The organism is Arthrobacter sp. 10T416 (assembly GCF_056394165.1).
In genome coordinates this window covers 200846-216384 of the sequence record NZ_JBFTHI010000001.1, presented here as the reverse complement: position 1 = coordinate 216384, position 15539 = coordinate 200846, and the positions used below count along the sequence as shown (strand labels likewise).

The window sequence follows — 15539 nt, the reverse complement described above, 5'->3', positions numbered from 1 at the left end:
AAGGTGTGAATGAAGTCCGGAGGCGCCGGCTGGCGGGTCGCTGGGAACCCGCCAGCCGGCAGTCTCATCGTCCTGGCCCTAAAGCCCGGTGCCCGTCGTGAACGTCCACGTGCGGGTGGTCAGCGGGTTGCCGGCGAGATCCCGGACCGCTGTTGTTCCTCCGGTGATGGTGACCCGGTACTGCGTCCGTGCCGCCAGTGAGGTGGTCGGGTTGAGCGTCAAGACCCGGCTGCCCGAGCTGACCCCGACTGTCGACTGGACCACCGCGCCGTTGGACACCCGGGTGATCCGGACCGTGGCCGTGGAGTACCCGGTGATCGCTTCACTGAAGGTCGCCGTCACGTTCCGGTTCCGTCCCACGCCGGTGGCTCCGGAGCCCGGAGTCGTCGAGGTGATCTGCGGGGCCGGGCCGGTTGTGAACGACCAGGTGCTGGTGGCCATCACATTGCCGGCCGCGTCCCTGACCCCCGAGAGGGTCACCGTGTAGACCTGGTCGTTCAGCAGCGTGGCGTTCGGGTTGAGCGTCGCGGTCCGGGTGGCGGCGTTGTACGTCACCACGGCGTTGACTCCCGCGGTCCCGCGCCGCAACACGAAGTTGCTGCCCGTGAACCCCGTGACGGGTTCGCTGAACGTCGCAGTCAGGTTCGCCGTGGTGCTCACCGCGCGGGTATTCGCCGCCGGCGTCCGTGACGTGACGGTGGGGGCGGCCGTGTCAGGGGCTACCGGCGTGGCCGCAGCCGACCTGGCCGAGGTGGCACCGGTTCCCGCGGTGTTGATGGCGGCCACGTCGAACGTGTACGCCGTCCCGTTGGTGAGTCCGGTGATGACCGCCGAGCCGACGTTGCCGGTCACGGCCTGGGTGCGGGCCAGGACGGTTCCGGCGAAGGCCCTGACCGAGTACCCGGTGATCGCCGCTCCGCCGTTGTTGGCCGGCGCGGTCCAGGTCAGCGTCGCCGAGGCGTTGCCGGCCGTTGCGGTACCGATCGTCGGAGCCCCCGGCGCCGTGGCGGCCGGCGGTAGCGCCGGCGTCACAGTGTTGGACGCCGCGGAGAACAGGCTGTCCCCGAGGGCGTTGGACGCCTGGACCTGGAACCGGTAGGAGGATCCGTTGGTCAGGCCGGTGACAACGAGGCTCCGGGCACCTGCGGCAGCGCTGCGGAGCGCTCCCACCTGCACCCCTGCGGGGTCCGTCGTGACGTCCAGGACCTTTACCGAGAAGCTGTCCGCCAGGCCGGTGGCCGGTGCCGTCCAGTTGACCGTGGCCCGGGCATCGCCAGCCGTGGCGGTGCCGATCCCCGGTGCGCTCAGTGCGACGGTGTCGGAGAACTGCAGGAACTCGATGTTGCGGAGCGTGTCCGTTCCGTCGATGCCTGCGCCGTTGTGCGTCACCGTGGTAACGGACCCGGGCGAACCGAGGGTGCCGTCGCCGCCGGTGGTCAGGACCGTGTAGTTGGCCCGCACATCGGAGAAGATCGCGACGTCGCGGTTGCCTGCGGTCTCTGCAGCGGTCGGGGTGATGATTTCCCTAACAGCCACGAGGTTGCCCGGATCGATGGTGCCGGCCGCGACAGCAGCCGCCAGGGTCTGCGGGTTACCCGGCTGGTACGGGCGCTCCATCATGTCGGCCGAACCGATTTCGGTGCCCGCGTTGTCCCGGACGCTGATCCGGATCTTCAGGTACCGGTCACCGTCGATCACGTCGTTGCCGCCGCGTCCTTCGATCTTGTCGCTGCCGAGGCCGCCGATGAGGATGTTACCGTCACCCCAGACCGGACCGGTCAGGGGGCAGACGCCCATCGGGGACAGCGCCGCCACCGGTCCGAGCGGCGTGCTCGGGGCGGGGAGGAGGGCGCCCAGGCCGGCGATCCGGTCGATGCCGGTCTGGTCGAGGACGTCGCAGCCGCTGAAGCCGGCACCGCCTACGGTGCTGGGCACTACGTCGTCACCCCGGATCACGTCGTCAAACTTGGATCCGGAGTTGGCCTCGACTTCCTGCCAGCGGTCGCGGTTGACGATTACGGGCAACGGCAGTCCGACCAGGTTGTTGTTGATCTTCATGTCGTCGTCCGCCGCCACCGTGTCGTGCTGGTGCGTGGCCCAGTCGAAGCCGGCAGCGCCGGCGTACCGGTCGACGGCCGCGTTGCTGGTCATGATGTCGTCGCCGCCTTCGGCGTCGTAGTCGTTTTCACCGACCTGCCCGACGAAGATGTCGTTGCCGGGCTTGGTCTGCGCCGGATCGTCGAAGAACGGGGCGCCGTGGTCGCCGATGAGCAGGTCCTGGCCGGATCCGCCCTGGATCCAGTCGTCGCCGCCGTCACCGAACGTCGCGTCAGCACCGTCACCGGACTGCACGAAGTCGTTGCCGGGGCCGGCGAACGTCTCGTTGTCGTTGGCTCCGCCGTTGATGAAGTCCTGCCCGTCGCCGCCCATGTTGATGTCGTCACCGATGCCGGAGTTCAGGTAGTCATTGCCCGGTCCGCCCTTGAGGACGTCGGCGCCGGACAGGTCAGTGATCCTGTCGTTGCCTTCGCCGCCGAGCGCGATGTCGTCGCCGCCGTTGCCTTCGATGACGTCGGCGCCGGCGTTGCCGAGGAACGTGTCGTTGTCATTGCCGCCCGTGACGCGGTCGGCGTTGGCCGTGCCGTTGTACACGGACTGGCCGTTGATCCCGCTCGGATCGACCGTGTTCTTCTCCATGTACTGGATGGTGCCGTCCGGCTTGCGCAGGAGCAGCAGGTTTTCCTTGCACTCGGTGGTCCCGTCGTCGGCGACCGTGGGCCCCGACGCGGTGTATCCGTCCGCGGTCCCCGCCAGATTGCCCAGCTGGAACTTGCAGTCGGCGGTGCCGAACGCGTCCGCCTTCAGTGAGTGCGCGTTGGTGTTGCGCATGATCATCTCCGCGAACGAGTTACTCTCCAGCTGGGTACGAAGGTTCATGCCCGGGGTGCGCGCCAGGTAATACAGGCGGTCGCCATTCTGGAGGTCGGTGAGCTGGTTCTCGAACACGTAGTTGAACGTGCTGCCGAGCAGGCCGCCAAAGAGGTTGGTCTTCTCGGCGAGGCCGCCCACCCAGAGGTCAACCTTGTTCAGGCCGGTCTCTTTCGCTCCCCACGCCCCTGCACTGTTCATGAAGTCCAGCGCTTCGGCCGAGGGTGAGATGCCGATGCCCGGATCAACGATCGCCTTGGCCGCTGCCCGCTTGCCCGCCAGCGTGGATTCGCTGGTGATCGTCGGGAATGTGCCGTAAGCGGCCACAAAGTTGATCAGGGATTCGGGGTGCTTCAGGTTCTGTCCGAAGTCCGCCCAGCTCGTGTACGGGGTCAGCTGGCCGTCACCGGTGGCGTCGTGGATCTGGGTCCGCAGGACGTTCAGCGGCGGGACACCCTCGGAACGGGCGCGGGTCATGTTGATCGTGGCCAGGTCCAGGGGCAGGCCGAGGAGGTTGTTCCGCAGCGTGCCGGTCACGAACTCGTCGAGCTCGTTGCCGACCTGGTCGCTCATGCCCATCACAATGCTGCCGGCCGCCGATTCTGAACTCAGTTGTCCGGCCGACCCGCCGTTGGCGTATTCGGGCGGGTTCAGGAAGCCGTGCAGCAGCGAGATGGAGTTGTCGCTGCCGTCCGCGTTCGTGCGGGCGATGGTCTCGGTCAGCATGGAGTGGCCGAAGCGGTAGACCGCGTGGGCGAACTCCGCCCGGACGGCCGCGTTGATGTCCGTGTGGTAGACGTGGAAGGGCTGGACCGCGGGCTGGACCTTGCGGGCAAACTCCTCGAACACCAGGTGCTGGTATTCCATCTCCGTGACGAACCGGGCCGCCTGGAACAGGCGCTCGCCGTTCCAGCCGCTGGCACCGTCCGCAAGCTTCCATTCGGCGAGCGCTGCCACACCGGTGAGGGAGGTGTCCTCGGTGAGGGTTTTCTCGATGTCCGCCACAAGACGGTCGTGCTCCGAGTGGAATACCTGGTGGATGGTGGTCAGCCCGATGTTCTCGTTGACCCTGCCGTCACCGGCGCAGAAGTGCGCGTTGAGCATCTCGTCGTCGTAGGTGCCGGCCTGCTGGTTCGCGAAGTCCGCCGACGCGACAGTGTCGTCGTCCGGACGCGGAGCAACCGGCGGGGTTCCCGGGTTGTGGTCGGTGTCCTGAGGCGACGGGTCCGCGTTGTGGGCGATGTCGGTCAGGAACGGGGTGTCGAAGTACAGCACGTCTGCGGGCACCGGAACGGGGCTCGCCGTGTCGCCTTCCACTAGGCCGGAACGGGTGACGTACTGCGGCAATCCTCGGGCGGGGCCCGGGATGAACTTGCCGTACGGGTCAGCCGCCATCATGGGAATGTTGGTGACGTCCTTGTCCTCGAGCTTGAGGCCCAGTAGGCCTGCCGCCTGGGTCTTGACGTCCGCCCAGGTGGCCATGCCGCCGGCGTTGAGTTCGGTGCTTCCACCCAGCAGCTTGCCGGTGGAAACCGGCTTGCCGCCGGTGTTGTTGGCGTATTCGCGCAGGAAGACCTGGTGCGAGGGGTGCGAGGTGTAGGTCTGCGACTGGTCCACATAGGGCGAGTCGGTGTTGGCCGCTTCCTGGATGTCGTCGCCGGTCCCCAGGATGTGGTCCGGGCCGGGCTGGTTCTGCGCCCGGGTCAGGACCATAAAGGCGTTGGGGCTGCCGGGGGCCACTTCGTCCCCGGTTCCCGGCTTGCCGTCCGGGCCGACGGTGATCAGCGGATCATCCCCCTTGAGCGGGACAAATACGGTTCCGCCGCCCTTGACGGTCTGGTCAACGCCGTGGTCGAAGAACTGGCCGAACAGGGTGAACAGGGAGTTGTATGGCGGGGAAAGTCCGACGTCGGTGGTGACGTTGGGGATGAACAGCGTGTCCCCGGTGGGCACGCAGCCTGCCGGGACGCCGGGGGTGCTGCCCACCGGGTCCGTGGTGCAGGGGAAAAGCCCCGGGTTGTTTTGGGTCCGGACCGGGAAGCCGGCGGCGGCGACGGCGGCCGGGTTGGTGGCCGTCTGGTCCACGATCAGGTTGCTGATCTCGCGCGGCTGGGCGTCGAAGACGTTGCCGGACTTCTGTGTGTAGCCGGAGGAACCTGGCTGGCCGAATCCTGCGGGGACGTCATCGGCTTGGCTGAAGACCGGCGTCGTCAACCGCGGGAACAGCTGGTCGGCTGCGCCGTAGCCCTCGCGGTCCTTGATCAGGTTGTTGCACGAGCCATCGACGGTGCGGAGGCCGTACGAGGTCAGCGGGTCGGGGATCTGGTTCGCCCCCTTCCCGACCAGGGCACCGCAGGGGCCCGTTGCCGACGTCGTATTGGCCACGTGATATTCGGCGATCTTGATCTGCTTGAGGATAAACGCCAGATCCGACGGAGTGACCGTGAACCCGGCCCCGACGGGGGCCGGCGCCGCACTGGCGCCGACCGCCGTCGTGGTGATTCCGAGGAAGCCGAGCAGCGCCATCGCTGTCCCGGCCGCTACCACCCGGGTCGGTTTGCCAAAGATGAATCTTTGGCCGCCGCCCTTCGTACCTGCGAACACATTCATTGCGCACCTGCCTGTGGGAGTGAGTGATGGAGCAAGAGTGCAGGGTGCGTCTTGGGAAAATCTTGGGCCCGCTGGCCGCGCACCGAGGGCAGCGGTACTCAGCCGATACTGGGTTTTCGGGGCTTTTTTAGGTGCCGTGTACGCAGTACTTACGCGGTTGCCGCCTGGAGCCTGCACCGCCCCGCCGGGCCCGGAACGCCCGTGGAGGGCCGCCGTTGCCGCGGCACGGCGCGGGTTTGCTTGCGGCGCTCCGGAAACGCTGATAGGCCTGTATTGGGCCTGCGGGTAGGGTGCGTAGTGGTACCTGTGCCCGCCGTCGGCGAGCCGCTGGTGTTTGCAGAAGGGAAGTTCACGTGACGCAGAAAAACCCTCGGGTCGAGGAAACGGACGAGAAAGACATCGAGGTGGCCGACCATCCGAAGAGCTGGGCCGCTGGTGTCCCGGGCGTCTACCATTCCATGAAGCCGGCCATCGAGCAGATGGGCCTCAACCGGACGCGCAAGACGGTCATGAAGATGAACCAGAAGGACGGTTTCGACTGCCCCAGCTGCGCCTGGCCGGACCCGCACCACCGCAAGGCCTTTGAATTCTGCGAGAACGGCGCCAAGGCCGTCACGTGGGAGGCCACGCCGGTGGTTATCGACTCCGGTTTCTGGTCCCAGCATTCCGTAACGGAACTCCGCGGCCGCTCCGACTACTGGCTGGGCATGCAGGGCCGGCTCACCGAGCCCGTCTACAAACCGGCCGGCGAGGACCACTACAAGCCGATCAGCTGGCCCGAGGCGATCGCCGTGATCACGGAGAAGCTCAAGAGCCTCGACTCCCCCGACGAGGCCGCCTTCTACACCAGCGGCAGGACCTCCAACGAGGCAGCCTTCCTCTACCAGCTGCTGGTCCGCGGCTACGGAACCAACAACCTGCCGGACTGCTCCAACATGTGCCATGAGTCGTCCGGCTGGGCCATGGGCCAGACCATTGGCATCGGGAAAGCGACCGTCAACTTCGACGACTACGCCGACGCCGACCTGATCATCATCATGGGGCAGAACCCGGGTACCAACCACCCGCGGATGCTCACCGAGCTGGAGAACTGCAAGCACAACGGCGGCGAAATCGTGGCCGTGAACCCGCTCCCGGAAGCCGGGCTGCGCCGCTACAAGAACCCGCAGAAGGTCAAGGGCATCATCGGCCACGGCACCGAAATCGCGGACCAGTTCCTGCACATCCGGATCGGCGGGGACATGGCCCTGCTGCAGGCCGTCTCCAAGCGCGTACTGGACGCCGAGGCGAAGAACCCCGGGACCGTCCTGGACCACGCATTCCTCGCCGAGCACTGCGAGGGGCTCGAGGAACTCAAGGAACACCTGGCGCTGCTGGACGAGCAGGCCGTCCTGGAGGCCACCGGGCTGCGCACCGAGGAGATCGACGAGCTCGCCGCCCGATACCTGAAAGCCGAGAAGGTCATCATCACCTGGGCCATGGGGATCACGCAGCAGAAGAAGGGCGTGGCCACCATCAAGGAGATCATCAACCTGCTCCTGCTGCGCGGCAACATGGGCAAGCCCGGCGCCGGCGCCTCGCCGATCCGCGGGCACAGCAACGTGCAGGGCGACCGGACCATGGGCATCTGGGAACAGATGCCGCAGTCCTTTATGGAGGCCCTCGGCGAGGAATTCGGCTTCGAACCGCCCCGGGAGCACGGTGTGGACGCCGTCGAGACCATCAACCGGATGCAGGAAGGTGCCATCAAGGTCTTTATGGCCATGGGCGGCAACTTCGTCGGTGCCATCGCGGACACCAACGCGGCCGAGGCTGCCGTGGCCGGGACGGACATGTCCATCCAGGTCTCCACCAAGCTCAACCGCTCACACGTGGTCACAGGCGCCGAAGCCCTGATCCTGCCGACCATGGGCCGCACCGAGATCGACATCCAGGAGTCCGGGGAGCAGTTCGTCTCGGTCGAGGACACCGTCTGCGCCGTGCACCCGTCCTGGGGCAGTGTGGAGCCGGTATCGCACCACCTGTTGTCCGAACCGGCAATCCTGAGCCGGCTGGGCAAGGCACTGGTGGGCGACAAAATCAAGGCCGACTGGGACGGGTACGAGAAGAACTACGACCTCATCCGGGACCATATCTCCCGGGTGGTGGGCGGCTGCGAGGACTACAACACCCGGATCCGGCAGGAGGGCGGCTTTATCCTGGCCAACGGTCCGCGGGATTCCCGCACGTTCCCGACGCCGACCGGCAAGGCGGTGCTCACCGTCAACGAGCTCGAGCACGTGGAACGGCCGGAGGGCACCCTGATCCTGCAGACCATGCGCTCGCACGACCAGTTCAACACCACCATTTACGGCCACAACGACCGCTACCGTGGCATCAAGAAGGGCCGCCACGTGGTCTTCGTGAACCCGGCGGACATCAACGACCTCGGCCTGGCCGACGGCCTGTTCGTGGACATCCACGGGGAGTACCACGACGGCGTCGAACGTGTGCTGCGGAAGTTCCGTGTGGTCTCCTACCCCACGGCCCCCGGGTGCGCCGCCGCGTACTACCCCGAGGCCAACGTCCTGGTGCCGCTGAACCACACCGCCGAGGGCAGCAACACCCCGGTCTCGAAGGCCGTCATCGTCCGCCTTGAACCCAGCCTGGACCAGACACCCGACAGCCCGGACCGGCTGCACACCGCCGCCAACGCATCGGCCTAGCCGGCAACAGACTGGCCGCGCCCCCTGGTGGGGGCGCGGCCTGTCTGTCGTTTGCTGCTGTTGCCTCAGCCAGCGGGCGCTGCCGCGCGCCAGACGGCGCCGCTACTGGGCCCGCTTGGCCCAGCCCTTCTCGTCCGGGCCGCCGGACTCGCCATGCTCGCACAGTTCGATGACTTTGTTGGATGCGGCGTGCACGGCCTCCTGGGTGCTCTTCCGGCCGTTGGTGGACGCGGTTCCTGCGGCGTAGCCGACGATGAAGGCGCTGATGGCGTCCGCGTGCGGGCCGACCGCCTTTACTGACTCCTCGGCGACTTCCACAATCTTCTCGTGGTCCACTTCCAAATCCAGGATCTGCAAGGCCTGGATCAGCCGGGCGCTCCAGTGCCGCAGTGCACTGTCTTCATCTCGGGGCAAAGTCATCTGCAACTCCTCATCGTCGGTGCTCGGGCGGTTCGGTTGTCCCTCAAGGGTTAGCACCGATCCCGGCGAATGCGCAATGCGCCCCCTCCCCGGGCGTAAGCTCATGCCATGGCGAGATACTTCGATGTGCACCCCGAGGACCCCCAGCCGCGCTCCATCACCCAGGTGGTGGACATGGTGAAGTCCGGCGGCCTCATCGCCTACCCCACCGACTCCTGCTACGCCCTCGGAGCCCAGGTGGGCAACCGGGACGCCCTGGACCGCATCCGCGCCATCCGGCACCTGGATAACAAGCACCACTTCACCCTGGTGTGCAAAGATTTCGCCCAGCTCGGCCAGTTTGTCCAGATCGACAATGATGTGTTCCGCACGATCAAGGCCGTGACCCCGGGGAGCTACACCTTCATCCTTCCGGCCACCAAGGAAGTACCCAAGCGGCTGCTGCACCCGAAGAAGAAGACCGTCGGTGTGCGCATCCCGGACAACCGGGTGGTCCAGGCGCTGCTGGCCGAACTCGGTGAGCCCCTCCTCTCCAGCACCCTGCTGCTGCCGGATGAGGAAGAGCCGCTGACCCAGGGCTGGGAAATCAAGGAGAGGCTGGACCACGTGGTGGACGCCGTCATTGATTCCGGCGACTGCGGGGCGGAGCCGACGACGGTCATCGACTTCTCGAGCGGCGTGGCCGAGGTTGTCCGCCGCGGTATGGGCGACCCGTCCCGTTTCGAGTAGCCGCCGCATAGATCACGCGCGTTTGTCAGTCAGCGGGCGCTTGGGATGACGAGTTTCGCCGCGTTGGCGTCCGCGGTGCGGCGAATCTCTTTGACTTTCGCGATTTGCGGGGCCAGTTCCTGCATGCGGGTTGTGAGGTACTTGTCGAGGACTTTGTCCAGCGCGGCATGGAATCCCGTCTTGTCCCGGCAGACGGCGTCGGTCATGGCAATTCTGAACTCTTCCTGCCCTCCCGCGGCCGTTCCTTCCTCTGCGGCCTGCTGGGGGTCTGCAAAGGATGCGTAGGGAGTTTCTTTCATGCAGGCCGCCCAGTCGCTGATGGCTTTGGTGATTCCGGAGTCGCCGGAGGCGGACAAGCTGGCAGGAAGGACTGAGTTGTACGCGATGCCCGTGGCGAGCATGTAGTTTTCCGCGCTGCCGTAGATCTTTGTCATGGCTTCGCCACGGCATCCGGCGGCAGAGGTTCCGGTGGTGCCCACCCTGACCATTGAAGCTGAGTCCGCCGGACCGGTGAGTGCTTTGTTGAAGGCCGGATCTGCGAAGAGCTTGCCGTCCGCTGTGCCGGGAACCGGTTCGCGGGGTCCCTGGGGCAGGGTGCCGGCGTAACCGCTTGCCTTGGCGGCGTCGACCGTGAGCCGTTTGAATCCGATGGCTCCGTTGAGGTCCATCGTCATCGCGGCGCTGGGGGGCGTGTACGAGAAGCCGGCCTTGGCCATGCAGAGCTCGACGGCCTTCTGCACGCCCGTTTCGGCTATCGGATCTGTTGAGGCATAGGCCTCTGCCTGACGGATGATCCCCGGGATGGGCTCCGGTGATGCAGTGACCGACGCTGCAGGGGTGGCGGCCGCAGCCAGGGCGGCACCGGTGCCGAGTATCAGCACAGCAGCGCCGAAGACCTTTTTCTTCATGGTGGCTCCTTCGATTGTTTTGGGTAAAGCGGTGGCTACCTTCCCGGGATCGGGAAGACCGAATTGGGTGGACGATGCTGCTGCGCGGGCTAGTTGAGAACGTTGTTTTCGTACGCGAAGGCGACGAGCTGGATGCGGCTCTTCAGCTTGAGTTTTGCCAGGATGCTGCCGACGTGGGATTTTACGGTGGCTTCGCTGAGCACCAGTGCCGCCGCGATTTCCGCGTTGCTCAACCCCTTGGCAGCGTGGAGGAACACGTCGCGTTCCCTGCCGGAGAGGCCTGCCAGTGCCGCGTCGGTTCCTGTCGAAGGCGTGGTGTAGTCGCGCAAGAGCTCGTTGGTGAGGGCCGGCGCGATGACCGAGTGGCCCGAGTGGACCGTTCGGATGGCGGCCAGCAGGAAATCGGGCGTGGTGTCTTTCGTCAGGAACCCGGCGGCACCGGCCTGGATGGCCCGCACCACGGCTTCGTCGTGCTGGATGGTGGTGAGCACGATGATCTTCGGGGCATGGCCGCCCGGCGTTCCCAGTATGGTTCTGGTGGCTGTGATTCCGTCCATGACGGGCATCCGGATGTCCATAAGGAGCACATCCGGGCGTGCCGCCTGCGCGAGTTCGACCGCCGCTTCCCCGTTGGCGGCTTCGCCGACGAGGTCCATGTCCGGCTGACTGCGCAAGATCATCCTGAGTCCGGCGCTGAACAGTGGCTGGTCATCGGCCAGCGCAATCGTGATCGGTGCGGCCGTCATGGCTGGGCTCCTTCCAGGGAGCGGAGGCGGGACTTGCTGGTGGTGGTTTCCGGATGCTGGCTGGGTACTGCAACGGGGAGGGAAGCCAGCACCTCAAAGGTGTCCTCGCCCCGGACCGTTTCCACCCGTCCGCCAACGGTCGCTGCACGTGCCTTCATTCCTGCTATCCCGCGGCCGACGGGGGTCGACGTCGTCGTGCCTGGCTGATTGGTCCCAAAAAATGAGCGGACACGCAGCTCCAGGTTCGTCGCCGTCCAGAGCAGGTGCAGGTGCGCGCCCTGGCTACGGTCGCCATATTTGAAGGCGTTGGTGAGGCTCTCCTGCGCCAGCCGGTAGACGGTCAGTTGCTGGGCCGGGGTCATGTCCCGCGGCTGGCCCGTGGTTTCGGTGGTGACGGGCATTCCACTGGAACCCAAACGGTCGGCAAGATCGGCCAGGTCCTCAATCCTGTGCGTGGGTTGAGTGCCGAGGTCCGTCGAGAAGCCTTCGATGAGCCTCCGCGTTTCCACGAGCGCGGTCCTCGCTGATTCGGCGATGACTTGGGAGGCTTCTGCCACGGAGTCCGGTTCCGTGTGGTGGATGTATCGGATGCCGTCCGCCTGGGCCACGATCACCGTGAGTGAATGGGCCAGAACATCGTGCAATTCCCTGGCGATCCTGTTGCGTTCCTGTTCGACGGCAAGTTCGGTCGCCGTTTCCCGGAGCCGGCGTTCCGCCGCCAGCTGCGCCCGCCGGCTTCTTGAAACGTTGTTGACCGCGACGCCGACGGCCCACGCGGCGAGGTTCAGTGCGGCGAAGGCCCCGAAGATCAGGAAGGCGTAGGTGAGGGTGCGCAGCACTCCCCTGTCGTACAGCTGGTTGCCGAAGATGAAATTGATCCAGGTCTGGTCGGTGAACCAGTTGGCGGTGATGACGGCGGCGAACAAGACAGACGTTAGCGGGAGGACCCAGCGGTTCCTGCTCTTCCAGCCAACCACCGCGAAGAAGATCACCACCGGAACGACGGCATAACTCAGCACGCCGGACAGGAGGACCAGCGGCAGGATCTTGACACTCTGCAGGAGCAGCGCCCCCAGGACCAGCCCGAGGGCGGCGGCCGGCAAAATCTCCGCCACTGCAACGCCCGTGAGGAACGCCAACAGGAGGGCGCTTTTCTGGTCGAAATGGCGCTCCTCCAGGATGAAAAGCGCCCCCGCAAGAAGGACAGCCGCGGCAGGCGCCGCGAGAGGCCTCAGGGACCGGATCATTGTGAACATGCCTTCACCCTAAGCGGGCTCTTCCAGCGCCGGGCCCAACTGCGGGCGAGTTCCAACCGGATGATGAGCAAGTTCCACCTCACGGATGACTCATCAACTCCGCGGACGCCGCTGGCGGTTTCCCGGCGGCGCGATCGGGGGGGGTGGGGGGGACCTCGACGGACTTCGGCGCGTCGTGCCCCTGGTTCGCCGGGACCCGCGATTCCGATTCCGCAGGGCCGGTCAAATGTCGGCGCCCGGGGCTACACTTTATTCGAAGATATATTCGAATAAAGGGTGTGTTGTGAGCGTTGTTGTTGGTCCCCGCGTGATAGATGCGGGCGCGTCCTTGCTGTCGGTCCTGATCTCGCCGGTCGCTGTTGCGGCCGGATACCCGTCGCCGGCTCAGGACTACTTCGACGGCCGGATCGACCTCAATGARCACCTGATCAAGGACATCACCAGTACGTACGTCGTCCGGGTGTCGGGGGACTCGATGGAGGGGGCCGGAATCAGCGACGGCGATGAGTTGATCGTGAACCGGGCGCTGGCACCGCGTGACGGATGCGTCGTCGTCGCCGTCCTCGACGGCGAGCTCACGGTCAAGCGCCTCCGCATCACCGCCTCCGGCGTGGTGCTGCAGGCAGACAACCCGCGCTACCCGGACATCCGGGTCCCGGCCCTGTCCGACCTCGTCGTCTGGGGCGTCGCCACACGCTGCCTGCACCATGTCTGAACCTGAACGGGTGCCCGAGCAGGAAGGTTTGGTGTGATGATTGAACCCCGACCCAGCGGCAGCATCGCCCTCGTGGACGTGAACTGTTTTTATGCCAGCGCCGAACGCGCCTTCGACCCCTCCCTGGAGGGCCGGCCCGTCGTCGTCCTGTCCAACAACGACGGCTGCGCCGTCACCCGCTCCCCCGAAGCGAAGGCACTCGGCATCCCGCTGGGCGAACCGTGGTTTAAGCTCGCTCCGCGCGCCAAGGAGTGGGGGCTGGTGGCCAAGTCCAGCAACTATGAGCTCTACGGCGACATTAGCGCCCGGGTCATGGAACTCCTGGGGCGGTATTCGGCCTGGCTGGAGGTCTACAGCATCGATGAGGCATTCTTGGGAGTCACCGGCGGCCCCGCCGAGCTGCAACGCCTGGGGCAAGCGATGAAGACTGCCGTCCGCCGCAACGTCGGCGTCCCGGTCTGCGTCGGCATCGCCGGCACCAAGACGCTGGCCAAGCTGGCCAACAAGTGGGCCAAGCACAACCCGGCGTTCGACGGCGTCTGCCACTGGGAGGCCGTCCCGGCCGAGCGCCAGGCGCAGCTCATGGCGGACCTGTCCGTGATCGAGCTCTGGGGTGTGTCGACCCGCCTGACCAAACGCCTGAATGCGATGGGGATCCGGTCCGTTCTGGACCTGGCCCGGGCCGACCCCGTGACCATCAGGGACCGCTTCTCGGTGGTCCTCATGCGTACCGTCCTCGAGCTGCAGGGCACCCGGTGCATCCCGCTGGAGGAGGAGCGCGTCGGCCGCGACCAACTGATCTTCAGCCGATCGTTTGCCACCCCCGTAGGAAACCAGGCGGGAATGCGCCAGGTCCTGGGCCTCTACGCCCAGCAAGCCAGCGCCCGGCTCGCCAAGCACGGGTTGCAGGCAAAGCTGCTCACCGCTTTCGCCGCTACGTCCTACTACAACCCGCGGGACAGCTCCTATCCGTCGGTATGCGTCCCGCTCCCCATGCCCACGGCTGACCCGGTACTGCTGGCACGCGCGGCCTACGCCCTGCTCCCCCGGATCGGCGACGACATCAAGTACGCGCGGGCCGGGATCATGGTCACCGACCTGCGCCCCACTGCCAACCAGGCCCCGCTGGCCCTGTTCGAGAACCCGCACGAGGAACGCGGCATCGGACCCCTGGTGGAGGAGATCAGCCGCAGATACGGCCGGGGATCCATCGGCCTGGGTCACGGGGGCATCCGCGGCGGCCCCGACTGGACCATGAAGCGCGACATGTTGTCACCGCGCTACACAACGCACTGGGATGAACTCCCCGTGGTCCGGGCGGCCTGACGGTGGGTGCCGGCACCCGGACCCCGGCCACCGGCCACGTCACACCGCGGTCCGGACCCGCTGGAGGAAGGAATCCAGGATTCGTCCGGCGTTCTGGTGCAGCCGGTCATCGGTCCCCGCACCCTGCGACCCCGGGTTGTGCAGCCAGCCGCCAAGGAACAGCAGGGCCGACAGCACCTCGGAGAGCTCCGAATCGGCCTCGGCGTGCTGCCGCAAGAGCCGCAGATGCGCGGCCTGGAGGGCCGGTCCCGGCGGGCAGGCGAGGTCTCGGTCGAAGAGGCGGCGGCAGCGGTCGTAGGCGGAGAGACCCTCGGCGGGCAGGCCGGCGAGTTCGTAGGCCTCCACCAGCACCATCCAGGCCCGTTCGTTCAGGGGCTCGGACCGGATGGCCGCTTGTGCCCAGTTGATCGCCTCGTGGGGGCGCCTTAGCGCCGTTGCCGCCTCGGCAGCGGCGAGCATCGCGGCAACCCGTTCGGCATGCTGCCGCGCGCGGGCCTCGTCCGCCCAGTCAGCGACGAGCTCGAACCCCAGCAGTGGCTCGGCCGAGAGCGCCAGCGCCTCGACCAGCACCGGGTAGGCGTCTTCCGGGGCGGCCGTCGCCGCGGCATTGAGCAGGCAGCGGAAACGCATGAGGTCAAGGTCCACCAGGTGCGGATCCAGCAGATACCCGCTGTTGGCGGTCCGGAGCGGACCGGACTTGGTCTGCCCGGGCTGGATCGCCCGGCGGAGCCCGCTGATGTAGCTCTCCAGCGTCGCTACGGCCCCGTCGCTGGCGCTGGGTCCCCACAGGATCTCGATCAACTGCGTCTTTGAGACCGGGGTGCCGAGGTTCAGCAAGAGAATTTCGAGGATGTGGCGTGGTTTGCAGCCGCCGAGGTCCGCGGCTGTCAGCGCGACGCCGTCGCGCCGGATTTCCAGTGCTCCGAACAGCCGGACCGTTATGGCTGTATCTGCTCCCGGCAAGGTCTGCACGATGTTCTCCGATTCCCCAGGCAACGATTCAGAACGCGGCTCCACAAGTGTCGAGCTGAGGCCGAGAGAAACACCCCGGTGACCTTCAGTGCGGACTGAAACCCCACCAGCTTTCCGGCCTCTGCCAGCCACCGTGGCACGCGGACCAAGCGCCCAACAAGGCGGGGCAACTACCCGACTTTCGGGATGCCGAAAGTTGGGTACGGGCGGCAAACCAGTGAGTA

General features: G+C 66.5%; 10 protein-coding genes. 4 read left to right on the top strand and 6 right to left on the bottom strand.

All coding sequences use genetic code 11. The annotated features are described in order from the left end of the window. Positions 1–78 precede the first annotated feature (78 nt). The gene (locus AC1DBE_RS00985) at positions 79–5538 is read right to left on the bottom strand and encodes a peroxidase family protein (RefSeq protein ID WP_476969341.1); all 5460 of its coding nucleotides are present in this window, start codon (positions 5536–5538) and stop codon (positions 79–81) included. 353 nt (positions 5539–5891) lie between these two features. Here AC1DBE_RS00985 and AC1DBE_RS00980 point away from each other — a divergent pair, with 353 nt between their 5' ends. Further along, entirely contained in the window at positions 5892–8243 is a 2352-nt protein-coding gene (locus AC1DBE_RS00980) for an FdhF/YdeP family oxidoreductase (RefSeq protein ID WP_476969340.1), read from the top strand. Positions 8244–8345: 102 nt separating this feature from the next. Here the strand turns inward: AC1DBE_RS00980 and AC1DBE_RS00975 are convergent, their stop codons facing one another. After that, positions 8346–8663 carry a DUF6457 domain-containing protein gene (locus tag AC1DBE_RS00975; RefSeq protein ID WP_476880613.1) on the bottom strand — a complete coding sequence of 106 codons (318 nt, stop codon included), beginning with the start codon at positions 8661–8663 and terminating at the stop codon, positions 8346–8348. A 108-nt stretch (positions 8664–8771) separates the two neighbouring features. On the opposite strand from AC1DBE_RS00975, the gene AC1DBE_RS00970 reads away from it, so the two are divergent. Beyond that, entirely contained in the window at positions 8772–9392 is a 621-nt protein-coding gene (locus AC1DBE_RS00970) for an L-threonylcarbamoyladenylate synthase (protein ID WP_476969339.1), read from the top strand. Positions 9393–9421: 29 nt separating this feature from the next. On the opposite strand, the gene AC1DBE_RS00965 is transcribed toward AC1DBE_RS00970, so the two are convergent. The 3 genes from AC1DBE_RS00965 to AC1DBE_RS00955 all read right to left on the bottom strand — a co-directional run bounded on the left by AC1DBE_RS00965 (position 9422) and on the right by AC1DBE_RS00955 (position 12302). Then, complete coding sequence (locus tag AC1DBE_RS00965; RefSeq protein WP_476969338.1) at positions 9422–10300, bottom strand: hypothetical protein; 879 nt, start codon at positions 10298–10300, stop codon at positions 9422–9424. 89 nt (positions 10301–10389) lie between these two features. After that, complete coding sequence (locus AC1DBE_RS00960) at positions 10390–11046, bottom strand: response regulator (RefSeq protein WP_476969337.1); 657 nt, start codon at positions 11044–11046, stop codon at positions 10390–10392. Beyond that, on the bottom strand, positions 11043–12302 hold the full coding sequence (locus tag AC1DBE_RS00955) for a sensor histidine kinase (RefSeq protein ID WP_476969336.1): 1260 nt from the start codon (positions 12300–12302) through the stop codon (positions 11043–11045). Before AC1DBE_RS00955 ends, AC1DBE_RS00960 begins: the two co-directional genes overlap by 4 nt. A gap of 283 nt (positions 12303–12585) precedes the next feature. On the opposite strand from AC1DBE_RS00955, the gene AC1DBE_RS00950 reads away from it, so the two are divergent. Both AC1DBE_RS00950 and AC1DBE_RS00945 read left to right on the top strand, forming a co-directional pair. After that, entirely contained in the window at positions 12586–13017 is a 432-nt protein-coding gene (locus tag AC1DBE_RS00950; RefSeq protein WP_476880611.1) for a LexA family protein, read from the top strand. Positions 13018–13053: 36 nt separating this feature from the next. Continuing rightward, positions 13054–14343 (top strand): Y-family DNA polymerase, encoded by a 1290-nt coding sequence (locus AC1DBE_RS00945; protein ID WP_476969335.1) that lies wholly within the window; start codon positions 13054–13056, stop codon positions 14341–14343. A 39-nt stretch (positions 14344–14382) separates the two neighbouring features. On the opposite strand, the gene AC1DBE_RS00940 is transcribed toward AC1DBE_RS00945, so the two are convergent. Continuing rightward, a complete protein-coding gene (locus AC1DBE_RS00940; protein WP_476969334.1) occupies positions 14383–15315 on the bottom strand; it encodes an AfsR/SARP family transcriptional regulator in 933 nt (310 codons plus the stop codon). Positions 15316–15539 lie beyond the last annotated feature (224 nt).

Excerpts from the sequence above, each read along its gene's own strand:
- AC1DBE_RS00985 (WP_476969341.1), bottom strand. The coding sequence starts at position 5,538 with ATGAATGTGTTCGCAGGTACGAAGGGCGGCGGCCAAAGATTCATCTTT.
- AC1DBE_RS00975 (WP_476880613.1), bottom strand. The coding sequence starts at position 8,663 with ATGACTTTGCCCCGAGATGAAGACAGTGCACTGCGGCACTGGAGCGCC.
- AC1DBE_RS00970 (WP_476969339.1), top strand. The coding sequence starts at position 8,772 with ATGGCGAGATACTTCGATGTGCACCCCGAGGACCCCCAGCCGCGCTCC.
- AC1DBE_RS00965 (WP_476969338.1), bottom strand. The coding sequence starts at position 10,300 with ATGAAGAAAAAGGTCTTCGGCGCTGCTGTGCTGATACTCGGCACCGGT.
- AC1DBE_RS00960 (WP_476969337.1), bottom strand. The coding sequence starts at position 11,046 with ATGACGGCCGCACCGATCACGATTGCGCTGGCCGATGACCAGCCACTG.
- AC1DBE_RS00955 (WP_476969336.1), bottom strand. The coding sequence starts at position 12,302 with ATGTTCACAATGATCCGGTCCCTGAGGCCTCTCGCGGCGCCTGCCGCG.
- AC1DBE_RS00945 (WP_476969335.1), top strand. The coding sequence starts at position 13,054 with ATGATTGAACCCCGACCCAGCGGCAGCATCGCCCTCGTGGACGTGAAC.